Here is a 21,056-nt window from a genome sequence, read left to right as displayed (position 1 = left end):
ACAAATGTAACGCATTAAAATATTGCGTTATTTGCAACCCTTATTATTAATTGGGATGAAGTATTATTTTACAGCACTATTTCTTTTGTTTTGTTTGGCTAATGTTTATGGCCAACTTCCTTACCGTATAAAAGCAGATATTACCATTAAGGAAAAGACTGCAGACGACTCTATTAGCCTAACCAAAGGCAAGGTCTATTTTGACATGTACAGCAAGCAGGTGGTATATTCGTTGCGAATGCCTTCTAGGCAGACCATCGTGATGCGCGATACAACTACATTATATTACGAGGGAACTAAACTGGTAAACTCCACCAAATCATTTGTGCTGGTAGATTTTTCAATTTTTAATATGGCACTAAAAAATAATGTAGCCGACTTTGGCTTACGCGACTCTCCTTTCACATTAGAAAAAGTTGAAAAAGAAGACAGCCTGGTTATTTCCACCTGGACGCTTTATCACCCCAAGAAGAAAACTCTTATAAGCAAGATTTTATTAGCAAAAAAAGCACAAAAGTTAAATGGAATGATAGTATACGCCTCCGACAACTTGTTGGCAAGTAAACAGTTTTACGAAGACTATACCTATGTGAAAGGCGTGTGGTTTCCTCAACATGTAACACAATATATTTATACAAAAAAAGGCGAAACTTTGCAGTACTATGAATATAGCAATATCGAAATTAATAAACCCGGAGAAGATGAAATATATTTTTTTGGCACTCGCAATAAGTAGTGCAGGTTTGGCTAAAGCACAAACCGAAATTGAAATTGCAGCCTTACAAAATGCCGCACCTCATGTGCATGTAAAAGTTGCAAAAAAATATGCGGTAGATAAAAGCAAGAACGAACTGCAGACAGTGTTTACTGGTTTATTTAAATTTTATAAAAATTTCATTTCGTCACAGGATATGAATCTATGCGTTTTTAAACCATCCTGCTCAGAGTATGGAATAATGTCTGTTAGGAAATATGGCGCTATAAAAGGAATGTTATTAACGTTTGACCGAATGAGCCGTTGCAATGCCTTCAGCCCTGAAAATTATAAAATCGATTATAAAACCAAATTTTACATTGACCATCCTTAACAGCATGCGAATTTTTCTTTTTGTACTTTTTTCTTTACAATGTTGTACCGGCTATAGTCAGGATCTGTTTAATTACAGCAACTCATTTGCTTATGCCCGCAACCTGTTTGATTCACGCAAATATGAAGCAGCTGCTAAAGAGTTTGAACGCATTGTTTTTTTGCATCCCCAAGCAGATAGCTCAAAAATATTATTGCTACGATCCTACCGGAATTATAATCCTGTTACAGGGCTGCAACGCTTCGACCAATTATACGACAGCAGCAAATCGTTGATGTATGGAAAAGAGTATATCAAACTACTTTGGATAAAGGCAGACCTGAAAAAATCAGAAGAAGCCATTAGTTATTATCCTTTAGATACAAACGAAAAAATCAGCGCCCGTATATTGCAACATGTTTATTCGGGCAACTGGAAAAATGCAAAAAAACTATATCAGGCCAATGCGACAACTACCGCGCTAAATTCACGGCCGGTTCTACAAAACCTCCTGATGCAACAAAGCAATGAATCGTTTAAAAGCCCCGCTGTTGCAGGAATCTTGAGTTCCATAGTACCTGGCACCGGAAAGATATATGCCGGCAAATGGAAGGATGGTATTTTCTCGCTTGTGTTTTGTGGAGTATTTGCGTTTCAAGCCTATCGGGCATTTCATATTTCCGGAATCGAGAGCCCAAGAGGCTGGATATTTGCATCCCTTGGTACGGGATTTTATTTAGGCAATATTTACGGCAGTTATCATGCAGCCAAACAGAAAAATCAATTAATAAACAAAAAGTACAGGGATGAAATGGATGCGGTTCTTGATACTGTGTTTTAGTATAACGGTGCATGTATATGCACAAAACATTGAACAAACAAAAGCGCTAATGCAGCAAGCTTATGCCGCAGGAAATTATTCCTACTGTACAGAGCTTGGTGAACGCATTATTTATTTTGACACTACCTATAAACACACGGCTATTTGCCATCTATTTACAGGCGATTCCTACTTCAGGCAACAAGACTATGCCAACGCAGCATCTCATTTTGAAATGGCAGCACAACTTACAACCGATGATAGTGTGCGCACCGAATCACTCTTTGGTACCGGGCTTAGTTATATGCTGATGAATGATTACAGCACGGCATTAATTTCACTTCTTGATATATACTCAAACAACAACGAAACAATTGAAAAAAGGAAGCTGTTATACACCGGTGTTGCTTACTACTACCTGAACGATTTCGAGAAATCGCAATCCTATCTAAATCAGTTTGCCAACATGGTTCACATGCATCAAGATACGATTGCACAACTCATGTCTATTACTCATAAAAAAACAAAGCGCTATAAACCAGGCAAAGCATATACGCTTAGTCTTCTGTTGCCCGGCATGGGGCAGTTTTATTCTGGTGATATAAAAAATGGGATTAACGCATTACTTCTTGTTGCAGGGCTCACCTACCTGGGATATAACGTATGGATTAATGCCGGGGTTGTGGATGCTATCATTTCAGTTGCCCCATGGCTTCAACGCTACTACTATGGTAATGCTGAAAAAGCCAGAGCCATTGCAGCTAACAGACTTCAACTCGAAAAAAACACCATTATGCGCAACTTTCTTGCAAAGTCCTTACAATAAACATTCGCTTGTTGCAGTTTACTTATGTACCTTTGAGTATTAAAACAGGTAGCGTGTTAAAATTACTTACTATTTTTATTTGTTCGCTTGCAGCAAGCTACACCTTGCAAAGCCAGAGTCTGGTTACCGGATTCACTGCACGGCAAGCTAATGATGGTGTATATCTTACCTTCACCCTGGTAATGGGAAACACATGCCTTGATACAGAAATATTAAGAAGCCCGGATGGTGTTGATTTTGAAACTGTCGGGATAATATCAGGTATATGCGGTTCGGTTACCGAAAATGTAAGTTATGACTTTACCGATGAAAAACCACTACTAAACCGCGATAATTACTACCAGATTTTTTTAAGGGGCCTTGGTTATTCAGAAATTATAAAGATAAGGTATTACAATTACTCCGATGAAAACATCATTGCCCTATTCGACTACCAAAATAACAGTTGTATCATAGCCATTAACAAAACCAATGTGAAAAATGGCACTGCAAATTTATTGAGTACTAACGGTAACGTTATACGTTCATTGCCGGTGTCCGGCAATGTGTTTTCCTTTGATATTTCGTCATTAAGCAACCAGATTTATTTATTGGAAGTAATTGCAGACAATAAGCGATACCTTAAAAAATTACCTATCTTTAATTAGGTAGCAAGGTATTCTTTAAATTTAGGCAATTGCACATAGAATATGGTTCCAACATTTTCTTCTGTTTCGAACCAAATATTGCCATTAGCAGTTTGTATAATATTTTTCACCATGGCCAATCCCAGCCCGGTACCAAATGATTTGGTTGTAAAATAGGGCACGAATATTTTTGATTGTTTCTCAACCGGAATACCACTTCCGTTATCCTTAACAGCAACAACGTAGTCCTTATTGGAACTACTAACAGCTACTTCTATTACGCCACGCCTGTTTTCCGGTATTGCTTGTATTGCATTTTTTAGCAGATTAGTAAAGACCCGAATTAACTGGTCTTTATCTGCAAACACCATGAGCTGCGAATTTTCGGGCTCGGTATATTCCATGCTTACATTGCTTTCTTTAGCAAAGAGGTCGGTAGAAGTTTTTAAAATTGTATTAAGATTAACAACAGCAAATTGTGCAGTTGGCATTTTGGCAAAGCTTGAAAACTCTGTTGCAATAGCACTGAGTGTATCAATTTGTTCAATAAGCGAAACTGATAGCCTTTGAATAATTTGACTCAAATTCGGATTTTGATCTTGCCAGGCGCGTTGTAAATGTTGAACACTTAATTTCATTGGCGTTAGCGGATTTTTAATTTCATGCGCCACCTGTTTGGCCATTTCGCGCCATGCACTTTCGCGTTCGCTGCGTGCCAGCCTGTCGGCACTTTGTGCCAACTCTTCAACCATCTTATTGTATTGATTTATTAATACGCCTATTTCATCTTCCTTATTCCAAAGGATGGGCTCACTTGTTTTTCCAAGCCTAAGCTTAGACATACTCTTTTGCAACGTTTGAAGCGGACGCACTAATTGATTCGCACTTATAAAGGTTAGTATAATACAAAGTATAAACAACGGAACATAGATATTGATAAGCGAGCTTATAAAATCTGAAATCTGATTGGCAAGTTCTTCCGGATCGGTAATAAAGGGGAGATTAAGGTAAGCCAATGGTTTATTCTCTTCATCCAACAAGGTAGTGTAGCTGCTCATGTATTCGAGTTTGCCAATTTTTTCTGGCTGCACAAATGAGGTTGCACTATTTACATATAAACGGTTATATGCCTGCCGGTTAATTACACTACCTACTATATTCATACTAAAGAGGGTTGGCTTGGTCGAAAATATTTTATTGCCTCTAAGATCATAGATGGTATAATCACAATTAAACGCATTGCTGATATAAGCAAGTTGCTGTAGCATGTTATCGCCATACGCATTGGTAGAGTCGTTTCCCATGTTTTTTTGAATCACCATACGTAGAGAGTTTATCTTTTCAAGAATACGCACCTGCTGAAAAGATTTGTAATTAGAATTGATAAAATAAACCGTAAACCCTCCAATAAGTGCCATGGACAAAAGCACAATAGCTACTACGGTAAGCTGAACCCTTCCTTTAAAATTAATATCGAAGGCTATTTTGCCCTGCAGTACTCGGTATATAGTCCACAACACAGCAAATAAGATTAAGTAAAAACAAAACCAGTAGGCGCTCTCGGTAAATAAGATTACCCTCGGCTTAACCGCTTTGTGCACCAGCAAAGTTTCTTGGTTACTAAGATTTTTAACTAAAATAGAATTACCAGGCGTTTCAAAATATTTTTCTTCTGGTCTCTGGGCTTTTCCGGTTATCTCGATCAAATCGTCACTAAAAGCATAGCTACCATTCATGTCAACCAACTTACCTTTTTTATAAAAAGCCCACGAGTAATTTTTTATTAGTTGTTGCTTGCCTTGCCACTTAACATCTTTTTCGAGCAATTGCGGAAACCCAATCCGCGCATTGGCCGCTTTTTCGGAAATCTGCGTGTACACGGTGCCACGCAAGGCATTTTCATCTTCCTTGTCAAACAATTGAAATATGGCTACGTATCCTGTTCGGGTGATGAGGTTTGACACATGAAACAAATTCGGAAATTGGGTATCACTACTTTTATCAATCAAATTTTTAAAATAGCCAAACTCGGCCTGCGTGCCATTTTCAAGATTGCCGATGGGTTCGTTTTTTATATCAAAAGCAAAACACTTAATGTCATACTTTTGCCAATAACCATCGTCAAAATATTGTTGAATAATACGACTACTTATTTTTTGCGAAAGCAGGTTGCGGTCTGGATTTTCTATTTCAAGCAATTGATCAAAATAGGATACCAACAAAGCATCGTTCGAAACTCGTGTTGCCATGTCCGAAAAAAGATATTCAGCAACGGGATCTTTTCGCTCAGCAATTTTTTCAGCAAGCACCACACGTTGTTCCTTTTCTTTTTTATCATAAAACACATCAACTATTACTGCAGTATTAAAAGCAAATATGGTAAGGAAAACCAGTGCGGCTGCAAACGAAATATTTCGTTTACGCTGCATGCGCAATGCATACAACAATACGATACATGTTATCAAACAAATAAAATTTCCTGCGTAATAATTTTTCCATATATCGAGGGGCAGAAAATTATTTGCAAAAAAATAAAATGCCACCAACGTACCGCCAACGCATAACAAAATGGTTTGCATTTGCTTCACCTTAATTACTACTGTACTAATAAATGCATCTATCAATAAAAATAAGGTCAGCATCATTAAAGCAATCATACCCATTACAAAGTAGCTGTACTGCGACAACTGATATAGGTTACTTACGGTAAGCGAAATTTTACTGTTGTAAACCAGATTGAATTCTAAGTAATGAATAAAAGCCGAGTACAGGCACAATAACAACGTACCTGAAATTAAGACAATTACTGTAGTTGCATTGGCAGACGAAAATATCCGGGTACGCCTTATAGAAATAATGTCTTTGTAGATATAGCTGATAATAAATAATAGCACCAGCAACGAAAGAAAAAAATCGCCAAGTGAGCGCATGCTATAGCCGGAAGCAAACAACGTTGGCTCAAACATAGGCAGCGAGTATAATCCGGCAGGCACCTTAAATACATACATAGCAACACGCACAGCCACTAACAGTAAGAGCAAAAGGTAAACCAGCCATTTTTTCGACTGTTGTATATTGACCAGGTAATTATTAAGATAGAGTAAAATAAACAGTATACCAAGAATGTATAATACCGGAATGAGCAAGGGTATGCTTTCCTTGTTTTCCAAATAAACCATCGAACACAAAAAACGATTTCCTTTGTAAAATACCGGAAAGGAGTTTAATTCACTTCGGGATCGGGAAATAACCACATTGACTAAATTCTTAAAAGCCGGCTGATACTTATTTATTAAAAACTGGTTTTCGATTTTATAATCAGTATAAATAAGAATCAAACATATCAATTTATGATCCCCTGATTCCTTCTGCCGTATATAATACCAGCCATTCTTAATATTAACTATTTCCCTATCGGCTTCTATCTCCTGAGCCTGAAGGCTAATCTGATTTGTATTCCAATAAATAAGTTTGTTGTTCCTATAAATAAAAATCTTTAAGCCATCCTCTTTAAATCCATACAAGTCGGACTTAGGTAAAGACTTTTCTATTTGAAGCGAGGGGGGATTTTGCCCAATGTTACTTAGTATAACATCGGAGTAGGACTCGAGGTTGTCAATATATTTGTTAATGGTTTCTTCAAATCGCTTGGTACGTACCTTGTAATTACTATTCGATTCGCGGTAGCCTGATTCTATCATCAATGCACCTACAAAACACGTAATAGCAAATACAAGAAAAAGGTAGTATTTAATTTTCATAAAAAAACCGGTGAGAAGCAAAGTAACCCAATTGGCCGCTATTTCCAAAACAATCTTTGTGCAAAATAAAATGAATAGTTTCCCTTGTTTGAAGCAAGGCCAGAAAAAAGCAGATTACCTTTGCGGGATATGACAAGCAACACAGCAAAAATTATTTTGGGTATAGACCCCGGCACAGTAGTAATGGGTTATGGCATTATTGAAGTGCAAGGATCCAAGACAAAATTAATTGCAGCAGGTGTACTTCAATTAAGCAAAGTTGATGATGCAACACTTAAACTAAAAAAAATATTCGATCGGGTATCATCGCTTATCGTAGAGTACTGCCCTGATGAGTTGGCAATAGAAGCTCCATTTTATGGGAAGAATGTACAGTCCATGTTGAAGCTTGGCAGGGCACAAGGTGTGGCTATTGCCGCAGCATTATATAAAGAAATTCCGGTACAGGAATATTCGCCCCGAAAAATAAAACAAGCCGTAACCGGCAAAGGCAGCGCAAGTAAAGAGCAAGTTGCAGCCATGTTAAAGCAAACAATTGGTTTTGATGTAACCCCTAAATTTCTGGATGCAACCGATGCCTTAGCTGTGGCTGTATGCCATTCGTTGCAAAAGAGCCTTTCATCAGAAAATAAAAAAAACTATACCGGCTGGAAAGCTTTTTTAGTTAACAATCCTGAAAAGCTTAAGAAGAGCTAGCATTATCCTGCTTCAATAGCAGTAAGACCTCATCAACAGATGCCACAGGATGCATGCATGCCTGCTTAGTGCAGGGATATATCCATGCATCAGGCGCAAATAATTTGTCTTCCAAAAATGGAAAATCATGTTGTTCGGTTGCTGCTATAACTATAGCCTTATAGGTTGTACTCTTTCTTAGTAACTCAGCTTTTTCATTGGCATTCTCACCACAAACAACCAGCACGTAATATGGTTGCGTAAGCATCAGTTGCAAGGAGCACCAATTACTATAAGCGCTGCCCCATTTTTCTATTTCAGGCTGTACATTCAATAACATGCGCTTCGACAAGTCTATCCATTGCGCATTACCTGTTATTAATCCACATTGAAAAATAACTTGCGCCATCACCGAATTAGATGCCGGAATAACATTGTCCTGCATTTCCGGTTTTTTTGAAAAGAGTATATTTTCACTTAACGGAGTGAAATAAAAGCTATTGGTTTCCACATCAAAAAACTGTTCGATACCATATTCAATTAGCGAAACACATTTTTCAAGAAAACTAAAATTATAGTGCGCAGTAAAAAGGTCAAGGCATGCCTTTGCATAAAAGGCATAATCATCATGAAAAGCATTAATAGCAGCAACTCCTTTGGTATACTGATGGTAGTATCTGCCATCTCCTTGTGCAAGTTCTTTTTCAATAAATGCAGCACCCGATTCTGCCAACAGATAATAGCTTAAGTTACCCGATGCCATATAAGCATCTACAAAGGCACTTATCATCATGGCATTCCATGCCAATATCTGCTTATCATCAAGACCTGGTCTTACTCTACTTTCGCGCCTGGCAAGCAACTTTTCATTTATAGTACTTATCATGCTTTTATACGCTGCAGCATCAGCATTTTTCTGTGCAGCAAAATCATTTATTGATGCTACGGGTATGAGAATATTATTTCCATGTTCCCAATGACCAAGCCCACCTACCTGATAATATTCGCGCACCATGTCATACTTATCCCCACACAATTCTTTCAATTCTTCTTCCTGCCACACGTAATATTTTCCTTCGGCACCTTCGGTGTCGGCATCAAGTGCAGCAAAATATCCCTCTTTATTAGCTCTTAATTCGCGCATAACAAATCGAATTATATCCTCGGCCACATGCAACAGTTGCAATTCTTTGGTAACCATAAATGCTTTGCAATACAACGAAACAAGTTGAGCATTATCATAAAGCATTTTTTCGAAATGTGGAACTTTCCAAAATATATCTGTTGAATATCGTGCAAATCCTCCTCCCAGGTGATCATAAATTCCACCGGCCGCCATTTTATTTAATGTCAATAACACATGCTCTCGGCAGGCATTATTATCAAATGCCAGGCTGTATTGCAATAAATAATTATAAGAGCACGGAAGAGCAAACTTAGGTGCTTTATCAGGGCCACCATAAACATTATCAAACTGTCTCTCCCAAACGCTATAGCTTTTATGTAACACCTCGGGGCTCAATTCCGAATCATAGTCAATGCGAACCAATTCATTCATTTTGGTAACGGCCGAGCTTAATTCCGATGCATACTGTAAACACTGCTTTTCGTCACGTTTATAATATTCCGATAGTTGCAATAAGGCATCCTTCCATTGTTTCTGCGGGAAATAGGTGCCACCCCAAAGTGGTCGTCCATCCGGTAAGGCAATTACATTAAGCGGCCATCCTCCTCTGCCGGTTAATATCTGTACCGCACTCATGTAGAGCATGTCAATATCCGGACGTTCCTCTCTGTCTATTTTGATACTTACAAAATGTGCATTCATGATATCGGCTACCGCCTCATCTTCAAAACTCTCGTGCTCCATGACATGACACCAATGACAGGCACTGTAGCCAATACTGATTATAATTAATTTGTTCTCAGCTTTGGCTTTTGCCAAAGCCTCATCGCCCCAAGGAAACCAATGCACAGGATTATTGGCATGCTGCAGCAAATATGGACTTGTACAATTTTTTAGCTTATTCATCATCTGATTAATTCCGTTTGTTAGCATTAATAAAATACAAGAATAGTAACTAAAACAGAAAAGGGTGCTTAAAAGCATCCTTTTCTATAAAATAAATCGAAACCAATTATTCAACAATCAAGCGTGCAATCTTAGTCTCTATGAGCGCTATTATTCCTTTACAACTTTTATACGCTCAACTTTATTTCTACTTCTAACCACAATGGAATATACTCCGGCTGCAAAATCTGAGATATCTAACATATGATTACTTAACACCACTTGTTCGCTTAATACAATTTGACCCTTTGCGTTAACTATTTCAACTATGCTGTTGCCCTCAAAATTGTTTAAAGTAAATTTTCCTGTATTGGGATTTGGATATACGTTGCTTGATGCAGAACTATTGTTTTCGTTTATACCAATGGAAGAAGCAGTCCATTTCAAAATTGTACCATTTGCCCCGGCTGCAAAACCAAGAGCACTGTTCGGAAAATAAACTGAGCGCAATTCGTTGAAGGTGCCCGATGTTTCTGTTATCCATGTAGCACCTGCATCAGAAGTTTTTTTAATCACTCCTTGTGCACCTACAATATAGCCGGTATCGGCAGCAATAAAATCGAGCCCATAAATACTGCCTATAAAATTCGGGATAGTAGTTTCTGTCCATGTATTACCACCATCGGTTGTTTTTTTTATATAAACCAAATCAATTCCTGAATAAGTAGAACGTGTAGAATAACCGGTAGTTGCATCACCAAAGTCAGTTGCAAAATTCCAGTACGAAATACTGTTGGGAATAACAAATGGTGTAAACATTGCACCTCCGTTGGTAGTCGTGAACCATGTAGAAGAAGTTGGATTTGCAGTACCAAACACCGATTCGTACATGCCTACAAAACCAACATTATTATCTATAAAATACATACCGCCCATTGTAGCATCAACAAAGGTGAGGCCCAAACTATTCCATGTTGTACCACCATTTGTCGATTTCAATAACGCTGTGTTTATTCCCTCGGCACCACCACAAGCAAACATAGTATTTGCATCTAAAACAAAAAGGTCGCGAAATGGATTTGGCGCGTTCATCACCATTGCATTCCATGTAGCACCACCATTTGTAGTTCTTAAAATGATGCCTGCGCCATTGGGATTAAAACCCGGGTCGCTTTCGCCAACAACAAAACCAGTATCGGCATTCAAAAAATGTACATCCCAAAACCAATAGCCCTGATAATTGCTGGTGGTACTTTGCCAGGTAGTACCACTATTTGTGGTTTTTAAAATAGTGCCCAAGGTGCCAACTGCATAGCCAACATTAGAACTAGGGAAATATATGCCCTTTAAATCACTACCGCTACCGCTGTTCATTTGAGTCCATGTTTGTGCATTTGCAATGCATACTGCCATCATTACGATAACTGATAAAGTAAAAATTTTGTTTTTCATGATATTATAGTATTTTATCTTCTTATACGTGCAAACTTAAACAAATGTTTATTCTTTTAGTAAGTCCCTATTGTAATGGGAGTAGCTGTGTCCTAAAAAAACACTTCCGTTTGTATCTATTGAAAGAGCTGGTCACGAAAAAAAGATTGTCTATAAACAACTCACAGGCGGCATCTCTTACAATATGCAATTAACGGCTGCTGTTATCCCATCTGATTTGATACTAATCAAATAATCACACCTGTTCATAACAAGACTTTTGTAACCTGTAATCTCCTCCCGCTAGCACCAAGTGCTATATTGAGCGTTGAAACATCAAATACTATTGAGCCAAAGCCTTTAATAAATACTGACTTCAAATCCTAAAAATTATACGATGCCCTGTTAACTACGGTTAGTAACTAAAACAGAAAAGGGTGCTTAAAAAGCACCCTTTTCTATAAAATTGATCTAACTATTTATTCAACAATCAAGCGTGCATTCTTAGTAGTTCCCTTGCTCGAAACCTTAATGATGTATGCACCCGGTGCAAAGTTCTGTACATTAAGTTCTAAGCGGTTACGTCCTTCGGCTACACTTATTGCTTTATCGTAAACCAATGAACCCAACATGTTATATACCTGCAATGTACCCTCGCTAGTTTCAAATGCATCGAAGTCTACTATAGTAAAGTTATCAGTTGGATTTGGATATACTCCTAAAGAACCAAACAGCTCGTTGCCCTCACGGATACAGGTAAACGACACCGGCTTTTGAGCCGTGTTACTTCCTGAACATACCGATACTGAATTAGCCTTCACTTTGATTATTCCATTTATTATACCCCATTTAACGGTAATAGACGTTGTTCCCTGACCACTTAATAATGTGCTACCCGGAACAACAGTCCATGTATAGCTGGTGGCTCCGGTTATTGGAGCAACGGTATATGTTCTTATAGAGTCAGGACATGCCCAGTTTAATCCTGAAATTACAGGAGTTGGCAGCTTGCCACCTACAAAGTATGAACGTACGTTGCTGCTTCCACAAATATTATTTGCAGTTACGGTAATAAATCCGCTACCGGTAAATGTATTGCCAAAGTGTACTAGTATGCTGTTGGTTCCCTGTCCGCTCGCTAGTGTTGCTCCTGTAGGAACGGTCCATGTATAAGATGTAGCTCCTGCTACAACCGAACATGTGTACACCAGGTTCTTACGTCCGCACACTCCATTTTGCAAACCGGTTACGGTTGGCATGGCAGGTTTGTTTGGTACAACGGTTACCAATACGCTACGTGGGCCGCTGGTGCCACACACATTGCCCGCTGTTACCGTTACATTGCCTGTAACCGCTGAATTGCTATAGAAGATGGTTGCATTGGTTGTTCCCCTGACCACCGGTAACTGTTGCTCCGGCAGGGGCCGTCCAGGTATAGGTTGATGCACCGGGTACAGCAGCTATGCTATACGATTGTGTAGTGTTGCGACATACCAACGTTGGGCCTGTTATAGCACCCGGCATTGCCGGTATTGCAAGGGTATGTGTGATGGTAGCTGAAGCCGTGGCAGTACATCCATTGGCATCAGTTACCGTTACGGTATATGTTCCGCTTATAAGGCCAGTGGCTGTTGCTGTAGTCTGTCCATTGCTCCACATATAACTATACGCCATGGTGCCTCCCGCTGGGTTGGCAGCTATGCTACCATCGCTTCCTCCAAGGCAAGTAACATTGGTAGGTGTCAACGAAACGGTTAATACTGCCGGCTCGGTTACGGTATATTCACACGTAGCTGTACATCCATTGGCATCCGTTACGGTTGCTGCATAAGTGCCCGGCAATAGTCCTGTTATGTTAGCATCGGTACTACCATTACTCCATAAGTATGTATAGGCCATTGTACCGCCTGTAGCTACTACACTTGCAGTACCATCATTAGCACCATTGCAGCTTACATTAACTCCACTGCACGTTGCAACCAATACCATTGGTTGTGTTACTATATATTCACAAGTGGCATTACAACCATTGGCATCTGTTACAGTTGCCATATAGGTACCTGCTGCCAAACCTGTTATGCTTGCAACTGTTGCACCATTACTCCAAGAATATGTGTATGGTGCTGTGCCACCTGTTGCTGATACTGATGCACTACCGTCACTACCACCGTTGCATGATACATTAGTACCACTGCAATTAGCTGGTAATGCTGCTGGCTCAGTTACCGTGTATGAACATGTTGCTGTACAACCATTGGCATCTGTTACTGTTGCTGTATAGGTACCGGCTGCTAATCCTGTAGCATTTGCCCCAGTTGCTCCATTGCTCCATGCGTAAGTATAAGGTGATGTGCCGCCTGTTTCCGCGATCGATGCACTTCCATCGCTACCTCCGTTACATGATACATTAACACCGCTGCATGTAGCTGCTAATATGGCTGGCTCAGTTACGGTGTATGAACAAGTTGCTATACATCCGTTTGCATCTGTTACTGTTGCGGTATATGTTCCTGCTGACAATCCGGTTGCACTTGCATCTGTTGCTGAATTGCTCCATACATACGTGTAAGGAGAAGTACCATTTGCCGCTGTTACCGTTGCGCTGCCAGTGCTACCTCCATTACACAGAACATTTGTTCCACTGCATGAGGCTGTTAACGCTGCTGGCTCTGTTACGGTATATGAACATGTTGCTATTGCACCACAACCGTCAGTTACTGTAGCAGTATACGTACCGGCAGATAATCCTGTTATGCTTGCATCTGTTGATCCATTGCTCCATGCGTATGTATATGGTGATGTACCATCTGCTGCTGTTACTGATGCACTACCGGTACTACCACCGTTACATAAAACATTTGTTCCACTGCATGTAGCAGATAATGCAGCTGGCTGAGTTACGGTGTATGAACATGTTGCTGTACAACCATTGGCGTCTGTTACCATTACCGTATAGGTTCCTGCTGCAAGACCAGTTGCGCTTGCAGCTGATGCACCATTACTCCAAGAATATGTGTATGGTGATGTGCCATTCGCTGCAACTACTGATGCGCTACCGTCACTACCACCGTTACATGCTGTATTTGTTCCGCTGCATGTGGCAGTTATTGCAACTGGCTCAGTTACTGTGTATGAACATGTTGCCATACAACCATTGGCATCTGTTACCGTTGCTGTATAGGTACCGGCTGCTAATCCTGTAGCATTTGCCATAGTTGCTCCATTGCTCCATGCGTAAGTATAAGGTGATGTACCACCCGATTCTGCTATTGTTGCGCTTCCATCACTACCTCCGTTGCATAATACATTAGTGCCACTGCAAGTTGCAGTCAATAAAGTTGGCTCTGTTACGGTATATGAACATGTTGCTATACATCCGTTTGCATCTGTTACGGTTACCGTATATGTTCCTGCCGACAATCCGGTTGCACTTGCATCTGTTGCTGAATTGCTCCATACATACGTGTAAGGAGAAGTACCATTTGCCGCTGTTACCGTTGCGCTGCCAGTGCTACCTCCATTACACAGAACATTTGTTCCACTGCATGAGGCTGTTAACGCTGCTGGCTCTGTTACGGTATATGAACATGTTGCTATTGCACCACAAGCGTCATTTACTGCAACAGTATACGTACCGGCAGCTAATCCTGTTATGCTTGCATTTGTTGATCCGTTGCTCCATGCGTATGTATATGGTGCTATACCGTCTGCTGCTGTTACTGATGCACTACCGGTGCTGCCACCGTTACACAAAACATTTGTTCCACTGCATGCTACAGATAATGCCGGTGGGCCTGTAACTGTGAATGAGCAAGAAGCCGTAGCACCACAATTGTCTGTTACCGTTACTGTATAGGTACCAGTTGCTAATCCTGCTGCAGTTGCCATCGTTGCTCCATTGCTCCATGCGTAACTATAAGGTGATGTACCTCCTGCTGCAACTACTGATGCGCTACCGTCACTAAAACCGTTACATGTTACATTTGTTCCGCTGCATGTAGCGGCTAAAGATGCCGGCTGCGTAATTGTTACCGAAGCTGATGCTGTACAGCCATTATGATCAGTAACTGTTGCTGTATATGTTCCGGCTGCTAGTCCAGTAGCTGTAGCTGTTGTTTGTCCGTTAGACCACATATAAGTATTATAAGGTAAATGTCCGCCTGATGCAGTAAGAGTTGCTGAACCAGTACTGGCACCGTTGCAAGTAACATTTATAGTTCCTGTTATTGTACCGATAAGCTGTGGAGGTGATCCAACCTGGGCTGTGCCAGTAATTGTACAACCATTAGCATCAGTAACTGTAACCGTATAAGTACCTAGTGCAAGACCTGTAACAGTTGAAGTTGCAGCACCAGTATTCCATAAATAAGAATAAACCGGTGTACCACCTCCTGCAGTTGCCGTTAGTGAACCATTACTGCCTCCAAAGCAATTAACATTCTGATGAGAAGTCGATAACGTTAGTGCTGTAGGTTCAGTCACGGTATATGAACATGTAGCTATACATCCGTTTGCATCTGTAACAGTTACTGTATATGTACCTGCTGATAAATTCATTGCTGTTGCAGTTGTTGCTGAATTGGTCCATAAATATGAGTATGGTGATGTGCCTCCACCTGCTGTAACTGATGCGCTGCCATTACTACCACCGTTACATGAAACATTGGTACCACTGCACATAGCTGTTAACACTGCTGGCTCTGTTACTGTATAAGAACATGTTGCTATACAACCGTTGGCATCAGTTACGGTTACGGTATAGGTACCTACTGCTAACCCTGTTATACTTGCATCTGTGCTGCCACCAGTCCATGCATAAGAATATGGAGAAGTACCACCTGCTGCAGATACTGATGCACTTCCATTACTACCTCCATTGCATGATACATTAGCTCCACTGCACGTAGCTGTTAACACAACTGGCTGTGTTACAGTGTATGAGCATGTTGCTGTACAACCATTGGCATCTGTTACGGTTACTGTATAGGTGCCTGCTGATAAATTCATGGCCGTTGCATTTGTTGCTGAATTGCTCCATAAATATGAATAAGGTGATGTACCACCACCAGCTGTTGCAGTTGCACTTCCGTTTGTTCCTCCATTGCATGAAACATTTGTTCCACTGCATGTTGCTGTTAATACTGGAGGATGAGTTACGGTGTATGATGCAGTTCCTGTGCAACCGTTAGCATCAGTTACAGTTACCGTAAATGTGCCGGCTGTGTTAACTGAAATAGTTTGAGTAGTTGCACTTGTGCTCCAAAGGTAACTTGTGTATGCACCTGCATCTAACGTTACAGAGCCGCCAGCGCAGAGCGGATTACTACCTGAAATTACAGGTGTTGGCAATGGATTAACAGTTACCGTTACGCTGCTTGTTGCTGTACAACCACCAGCGCCTGTTACTGTTACTGTATATGTTGTTGTTGAACCAGGGGTTACGCTAGTTGATTGTGTGGTTGCCGAATTGCTCCATAAGTAAGTATATTGATCTACACCACCTGTAATAGTTACATCATAATCTTCGGTTTCACCAAATCCGCTATTGGTAGCTCCACATGAATGCCCACTTGACGGACCGGGAGACGTATCGCTTGAGCGCAGGCGTAATCTCATTTTGCCATTAACTGCACCTGATGGAATCGTAAAGGCTGGGAATGCAACCGTTAAAGCAGAACCACAATTGGGGCTTACCCCAAGAAATTCAGATACTTCAAAAGTTCCGTTATTGTTATAATCTAACCATGCACCAATCAAACATGTGATAAAAGAACCTCCTCTAACATTCATATTATAAGTCGTGCCAGCGTTAAGGGTGGCAGTAGTGCTACCACTCATAGGAATAGCGTATAAAATGGTGATGGAGCCCCACCTGTTACATTATTTAGTGTTGTGGTCAAGATGTTAACCAAGGTAATTGAATCTCCAAAAGCGGTACCAGAACTATATGTTGGTTGGCAATAATTTATAGCCGGATGCGTAACATTTAATGTTGAACTGCCACCAGAGCATATGATTGAAGGTGTTGCTGAAATGCTTGCTATAACTGGAGTAGTTGCAACCGTAATTACTACTGTTGCAGTGCCTGTACATCCATTTGCATCTGTACCAGTAACGGTATAGGTTGTGCTGGCTGTAGGGTTTGCAGAAACAGTTGCACCTGTAGTTGCAGATAATCCTGAAGCGGGTGCCCACGTATAGGTTACAGCATTATTTGCTGTTATTGAAACTGCGGTACCACCTGGATTACATATTAGCCCTGATGATGGACTAGCTGTAACCGTAGGAGGAGCATTTACCGTTACAGTAATACCTGATGTGCATATTGAGCCGCAAGCATCAGTAACTGTAACCGTATAGGTATATGTACCTGCTGCTTGGTTGTCTGTCATGATTGCATTGGTTTGACTATTGCTCCATAAATACGTATATGGAGCACCACCACCGGTATGCGAAGCTGTTACGGTAAAGTTAGAACCTGCGCAAGCGGGGGCAGCTGTAGGTGCGTTGCAAACTAATGTTGATGTATTAATAGTTACAGTGCTGGTTGCAGTGCAGCCGCCTGCTCCTGTAACGGTAACAGTATAGGTTGTAGTTGCATTAACACCTACAGCCAAGGGACTTGCTACACTTGTTGATGATAAAAAGGTAGCAGGTGACCAGCTATAAGTTGGAGTAGCAGGAGTAAAGGAATACATATCACCATTAGCTGGTTGTCCTGCATTACTGTTGTTTGCTGTTACAATGCTTACAGAGTTGGGGCTGATAGTCACACTTTGAAAATTTGTAGCATTTCCTGTCATACCTACCGATGCGCTCATTGCGGCTGCATTCATAGCTCCATATACAAATTGAATGGCACCACCACACTCGTGTATCCACGCTTGGAAAGTAGAGTTGGCAGGACCAGAAGTATTTCTCGGTATTGTAACAAACCACTGAACTATAAATATGCGGTTTGGCGCAGTTCCCGTTGTTACTACTGTAACATTTCCTGTAGTGCCTGTAGCAACATCATCCCAATAGGGATATATTTTAGGAGTATTAGTTGTGCTTGTAATGTCATTTATAAACTGACTTGTGGCAGCACCGGCTGAATTACTAAAAACCATCCAACCATCAGGTGAAGCTGAATAATGTGTGTAGCTGGTACCATTGAAGTTAAATGCAAAAGGAAGCGCCAATGAAGCACCTGCTGTTGTATTGCCACCATTTGAAGTATTCATTGGGGCATCATCAGTAAGCGAACTTACAACTGTAGCAGCACCTGTCATTGGGTCAAGTGTACCTGTCCCGGTGCCATAGGTATAGCCGTTTACCGCAGTAGGAATAAGCGCACATGTAGTTAACTGTGAATTGCTGCCTGAACATACATTTGCAGGATTGGCACTAACGTTTGTTATAATGGCATTATTATTTACTGCTATTGAAGCTGTAGCAGTACCGGTACAGCCATTACCATCAGTACCTGTTACCGTATAGGTTGTATTAGCAGATGGGTTAGCAGAAACTGGGCTACCAGAAGTAGGTGTTAAACCTAAGGTTGGGATCCAGGCATACGTGTTTGCTCCTCCTGCGGTTAACGTAACTGGCGTACCACCAGGGCTACAAAACGTGCCCGATGTTGGAGATACGGTTACTGTTGGATTTGCATTTACCGTAAGCGTAAGCTGAGAAGAAAGATTAGAACATGGACCACAATTAGCGCATGTAACTTGAAGTACATAATAATATACCCCTGCAACCAGAGGATCTGTAGTATAGGATGTAGTTGTTGCTCCTGTGCCACCAACAACATTTGAGTAAGGACCACCTGACGTTGTAGAAACTTGCCATTGATATGTTACACCTGCTCCAACTTCGCTACCCGTGGTTGACATATTATACGTTTTTCCTACACATGTGGTTAGCTGTTGCGGGAACAATAGTACCTCCTGTTGCTGTTGAGCATACCAAAGGTGTATATTCATCACAACCAATATCAGGTGTAGTGACGTTACGAATATCACCATCTACATCTGTTGTTACTCCTGCTATAGGAGACTGCTAAAGCATTTACTGCTGTGGTGCCTACATTTATATGTGTAAATCGGTTGGAGAAACAAAATTAGGTCAACTTGGATGGATGCCCCATCTTGAGCGGGTACATAGGCGGTCTGCCAGTTGGCTAAAGTTAAAAATGTAGGGGTGCCTGTACCTGTGCCTCCTGTGCGACCTTGTGTGTTAGCAATAGGGAAAAAGTAATCATTATTATTTAATCCACCTGTACCCCAGGTATGAGCTGCGGGTGCTTGGATACATGCGAACAACAATGTATTTGTGTTGCTATATAAGTCCATATAAATGATGTTATTCTTTATTGTATGGGCAGTGTCTGTTACTGCACTTGAATGTTTTGAAATTCCTATATGAATTGGATTTGTACTGGCACTTGTGGCTAACCCAGGGTCCACATCGCCTGTTAAACGAATAGAATTAAAGACAATAATATCTCCTCTACCACCAGTGTGTCCTATCCCAGCTCCTGCATCTCCAGAAGTACCATTCGATCTTACATTATATATGCAATTATTTGCTATTAAGTTACCAGTTATGCCACCTGAACGTGTAGTTCCAACGTTTATTCCAACAGCCGAAAATGTATTTTCTTCAACAATATCATGCACCAAATTATTGGTTACCCTATATCCTCCCGAAGTAATGGTTGTTGTTGAAGTACTAGACCATGCATCTGTTCCGATTGCAATACCAGCTCTGTCGGTACCACCTGCTGCTTGAGGCTCAGTTACTCCAACAAATTGAACTAAATTACCTGTACAAAATGATAAAGAATCGGCTTGCATAAATATACCGTCCTTGCCAATCTGGTCGCTTCCAAAAGCTGTTGGACCTATGATATTATTCGAAACCGTAATATTGAAATTGTTGTCTGTGGTAGTACCACGTGTCATAATACCAAAACGGCATTTGATAATTCTATTTGCGGTAAATGTGTTGTTATCGTTATTAGTTCCATTAGCAATTGTGCTAATAGTGGTTCCGCACATTGCAATACCAAAGGTTGAATTTGTAGAGGTTGATTGATCTGCACCGCACGCAATTTCCAGATTTCGAATGGTATTATTGGTATATCCGTTTGTTGCAGTTACACTTGCCAACCAAATAGCTGCTGTTGAGCCCAAAGCACTATTGTTTTGTATAGTCATGTTTCTGCCTGAGCCTGAAAATGCGCCCATCAATGGTTACATTGTCGTTCCATTTAATTTGACAATAGCACCAGTAATTGAGCCTTGAATTGTAACTGCAGATGTACAACGCACTGTTACTGATGACCATGTAAAATTGTCAAGCACCGCAGTTCCAGTTTCTGTTGTATTGGCGTGAACCAATACATCAATAGCAGGAGATCCATTGTTGCCCGCAACATTGATAGCTGCAAAAGCTGCTTGCAAAGTAGCATACGTTCCGTTTCCTACAGATGCCCCGGATACGGTTACATTTTGCCCAAAAGCCCCCCAGGCGCAGCAAGCCAGGAGCATACACGTCATAAGCCAGCGCTTACCTAGCCCGGCCATTTTGAAATTGTTTGTTTTAGTCATTTTTATTATATTTAAAATATTATTAATTATTTCTTATAATCACTACTTGCTTTGTTAAACTCAATAGGCATAGAACACCTGATAAATCAAGATAAACAGTTACTTTAGAAATGCGTATAAAGGAGTACGACAACTAAAAAATTCTTAAAAAAATTTAACTTAAAGGGGCTTTTATAAGGCTGTAAAGATATAATTGTCAGATTAAAAGTACATGGTATTTTTTCAACTTTTAAAAAATAG

The 21,056-nt window shown here is 40.5% G+C and carries 14 protein-coding genes; 6 read left to right on the top strand and 8 right to left on the bottom strand.

From position 1 onward, the window contains the following. Positions 1–55 precede the first annotated feature (55 nt). From IPO27_04005 to IPO27_03985, 5 genes are read left to right on the top strand one after another with little or no spacing between them, the layout of a single operon-like run. Positions 56–736, top strand: a complete 681-nt coding sequence (locus tag IPO27_04005) for a hypothetical protein (protein ID MBK8845760.1) — start codon at positions 56–58, stop codon at positions 734–736. Beyond that, positions 702–1,088, top strand: coding sequence for a membrane protein insertion efficiency factor YidD (locus IPO27_04000; protein ID MBK8845759.1), 387 nt, complete (start codon positions 702–704; stop codon positions 1,086–1,088). Before IPO27_04005 ends, IPO27_04000 begins: the two co-directional genes overlap by 35 nt. 4 nt (positions 1,089–1,092) lie before the next feature. Continuing rightward, positions 1,093–1,908, top strand: a complete 816-nt coding sequence (locus IPO27_03995) for a hypothetical protein (GenBank protein ID MBK8845758.1) — start codon at positions 1,093–1,095, stop codon at positions 1,906–1,908. Further along, a complete protein-coding gene (locus IPO27_03990) occupies positions 1,874–2,713 on the top strand; it encodes a hypothetical protein (GenBank protein MBK8845757.1) in 840 nt (279 codons plus the stop codon). The genes IPO27_03995 and IPO27_03990 overlap by 35 nt, the downstream gene beginning before the upstream one ends. Before the next feature lie 32 nt (positions 2,714–2,745). Next, the gene (locus IPO27_03985) at positions 2,746–3,360 is read left to right on the top strand and encodes a hypothetical protein (protein ID MBK8845756.1); all 615 of its coding nucleotides are present in this window, start codon (positions 2,746–2,748) and stop codon (positions 3,358–3,360) included. Here IPO27_03985 and IPO27_03980 read toward each other — a convergent pair. Next, on the bottom strand, positions 3,357–7,100 hold the full coding sequence (locus IPO27_03980; GenBank protein ID MBK8845755.1) for a GHKL domain-containing protein: 3,744 nt from the start codon (positions 7,098–7,100) through the stop codon (positions 3,357–3,359). The genes IPO27_03985 and IPO27_03980 overlap by 4 nt on opposite strands. A 129-nt stretch (positions 7,101–7,229) precedes the next feature. Between IPO27_03980 and ruvC the strand changes: the two genes are divergently transcribed. After that, positions 7,230–7,796, top strand: a complete 567-nt coding sequence (ruvC, locus tag IPO27_03975; GenBank protein MBK8845754.1) for a crossover junction endodeoxyribonuclease RuvC — start codon at positions 7,230–7,232, stop codon at positions 7,794–7,796. Here ruvC and IPO27_03970 read toward each other — a convergent pair. The 7 genes from IPO27_03970 to IPO27_03940 form a co-directional block, all read right to left on the bottom strand. Continuing rightward, positions 7,783–9,810, bottom strand: a complete 2,028-nt coding sequence (locus tag IPO27_03970) for a thioredoxin domain-containing protein (GenBank protein ID MBK8845753.1) — start codon at positions 9,808–9,810, stop codon at positions 7,783–7,785. The genes ruvC and IPO27_03970 overlap by 14 nt on opposite strands. A 147-nt stretch (positions 9,811–9,957) precedes the next feature. After that, entirely contained in the window at positions 9,958–11,238 is a 1,281-nt protein-coding gene (locus IPO27_03965; protein ID MBK8845752.1) for a T9SS type A sorting domain-containing protein, read from the bottom strand. A 458-nt stretch (positions 11,239–11,696) separates the two neighbouring features. Continuing rightward, positions 11,697–12,617 (bottom strand): T9SS type A sorting domain-containing protein, encoded by a 921-nt coding sequence (locus IPO27_03960; protein ID MBK8845751.1) that lies wholly within the window; start codon positions 12,615–12,617, stop codon positions 11,697–11,699. After that, positions 12,580–17,055 (bottom strand): SprB repeat-containing protein, encoded by a 4,476-nt coding sequence (locus IPO27_03955; protein MBK8845750.1) that lies wholly within the window; start codon positions 17,053–17,055, stop codon positions 12,580–12,582. Before IPO27_03955 ends, IPO27_03960 begins: the two co-directional genes overlap by 38 nt. Beyond that, positions 17,052–19,229: a hypothetical protein gene (locus IPO27_03950; GenBank protein ID MBK8845749.1), complete on the bottom strand. Its 2,178-nt coding sequence runs from the start codon at positions 19,227–19,229 to the stop codon at positions 17,052–17,054. The genes IPO27_03955 and IPO27_03950 overlap by 4 nt, the downstream gene beginning before the upstream one ends. Before the next feature lie 21 nt (positions 19,230–19,250). Next, entirely contained in the window at positions 19,251–20,453 is a 1,203-nt protein-coding gene (locus IPO27_03945) for a hypothetical protein (protein ID MBK8845748.1), read from the bottom strand. Positions 20,454–20,459: 6 nt separating this feature from the next. Next, a complete protein-coding gene (locus IPO27_03940; protein ID MBK8845747.1) occupies positions 20,460–20,816 on the bottom strand; it encodes a hypothetical protein in 357 nt (118 codons plus the stop codon). Positions 20,817–21,056 lie beyond the last annotated feature (240 nt).

The organism is Bacteroidota bacterium (genome assembly GCA_016714535.1).
In the GTDB taxonomy this organism is placed as follows: Bacteria; Bacteroidota; Bacteroidia; order AKYH767-A; family OLB10; genus JADKFV01.
Note: the sequence above shows the minus strand (reverse complement) of the source record. Positions and strands in the feature narration are given on the sequence as shown.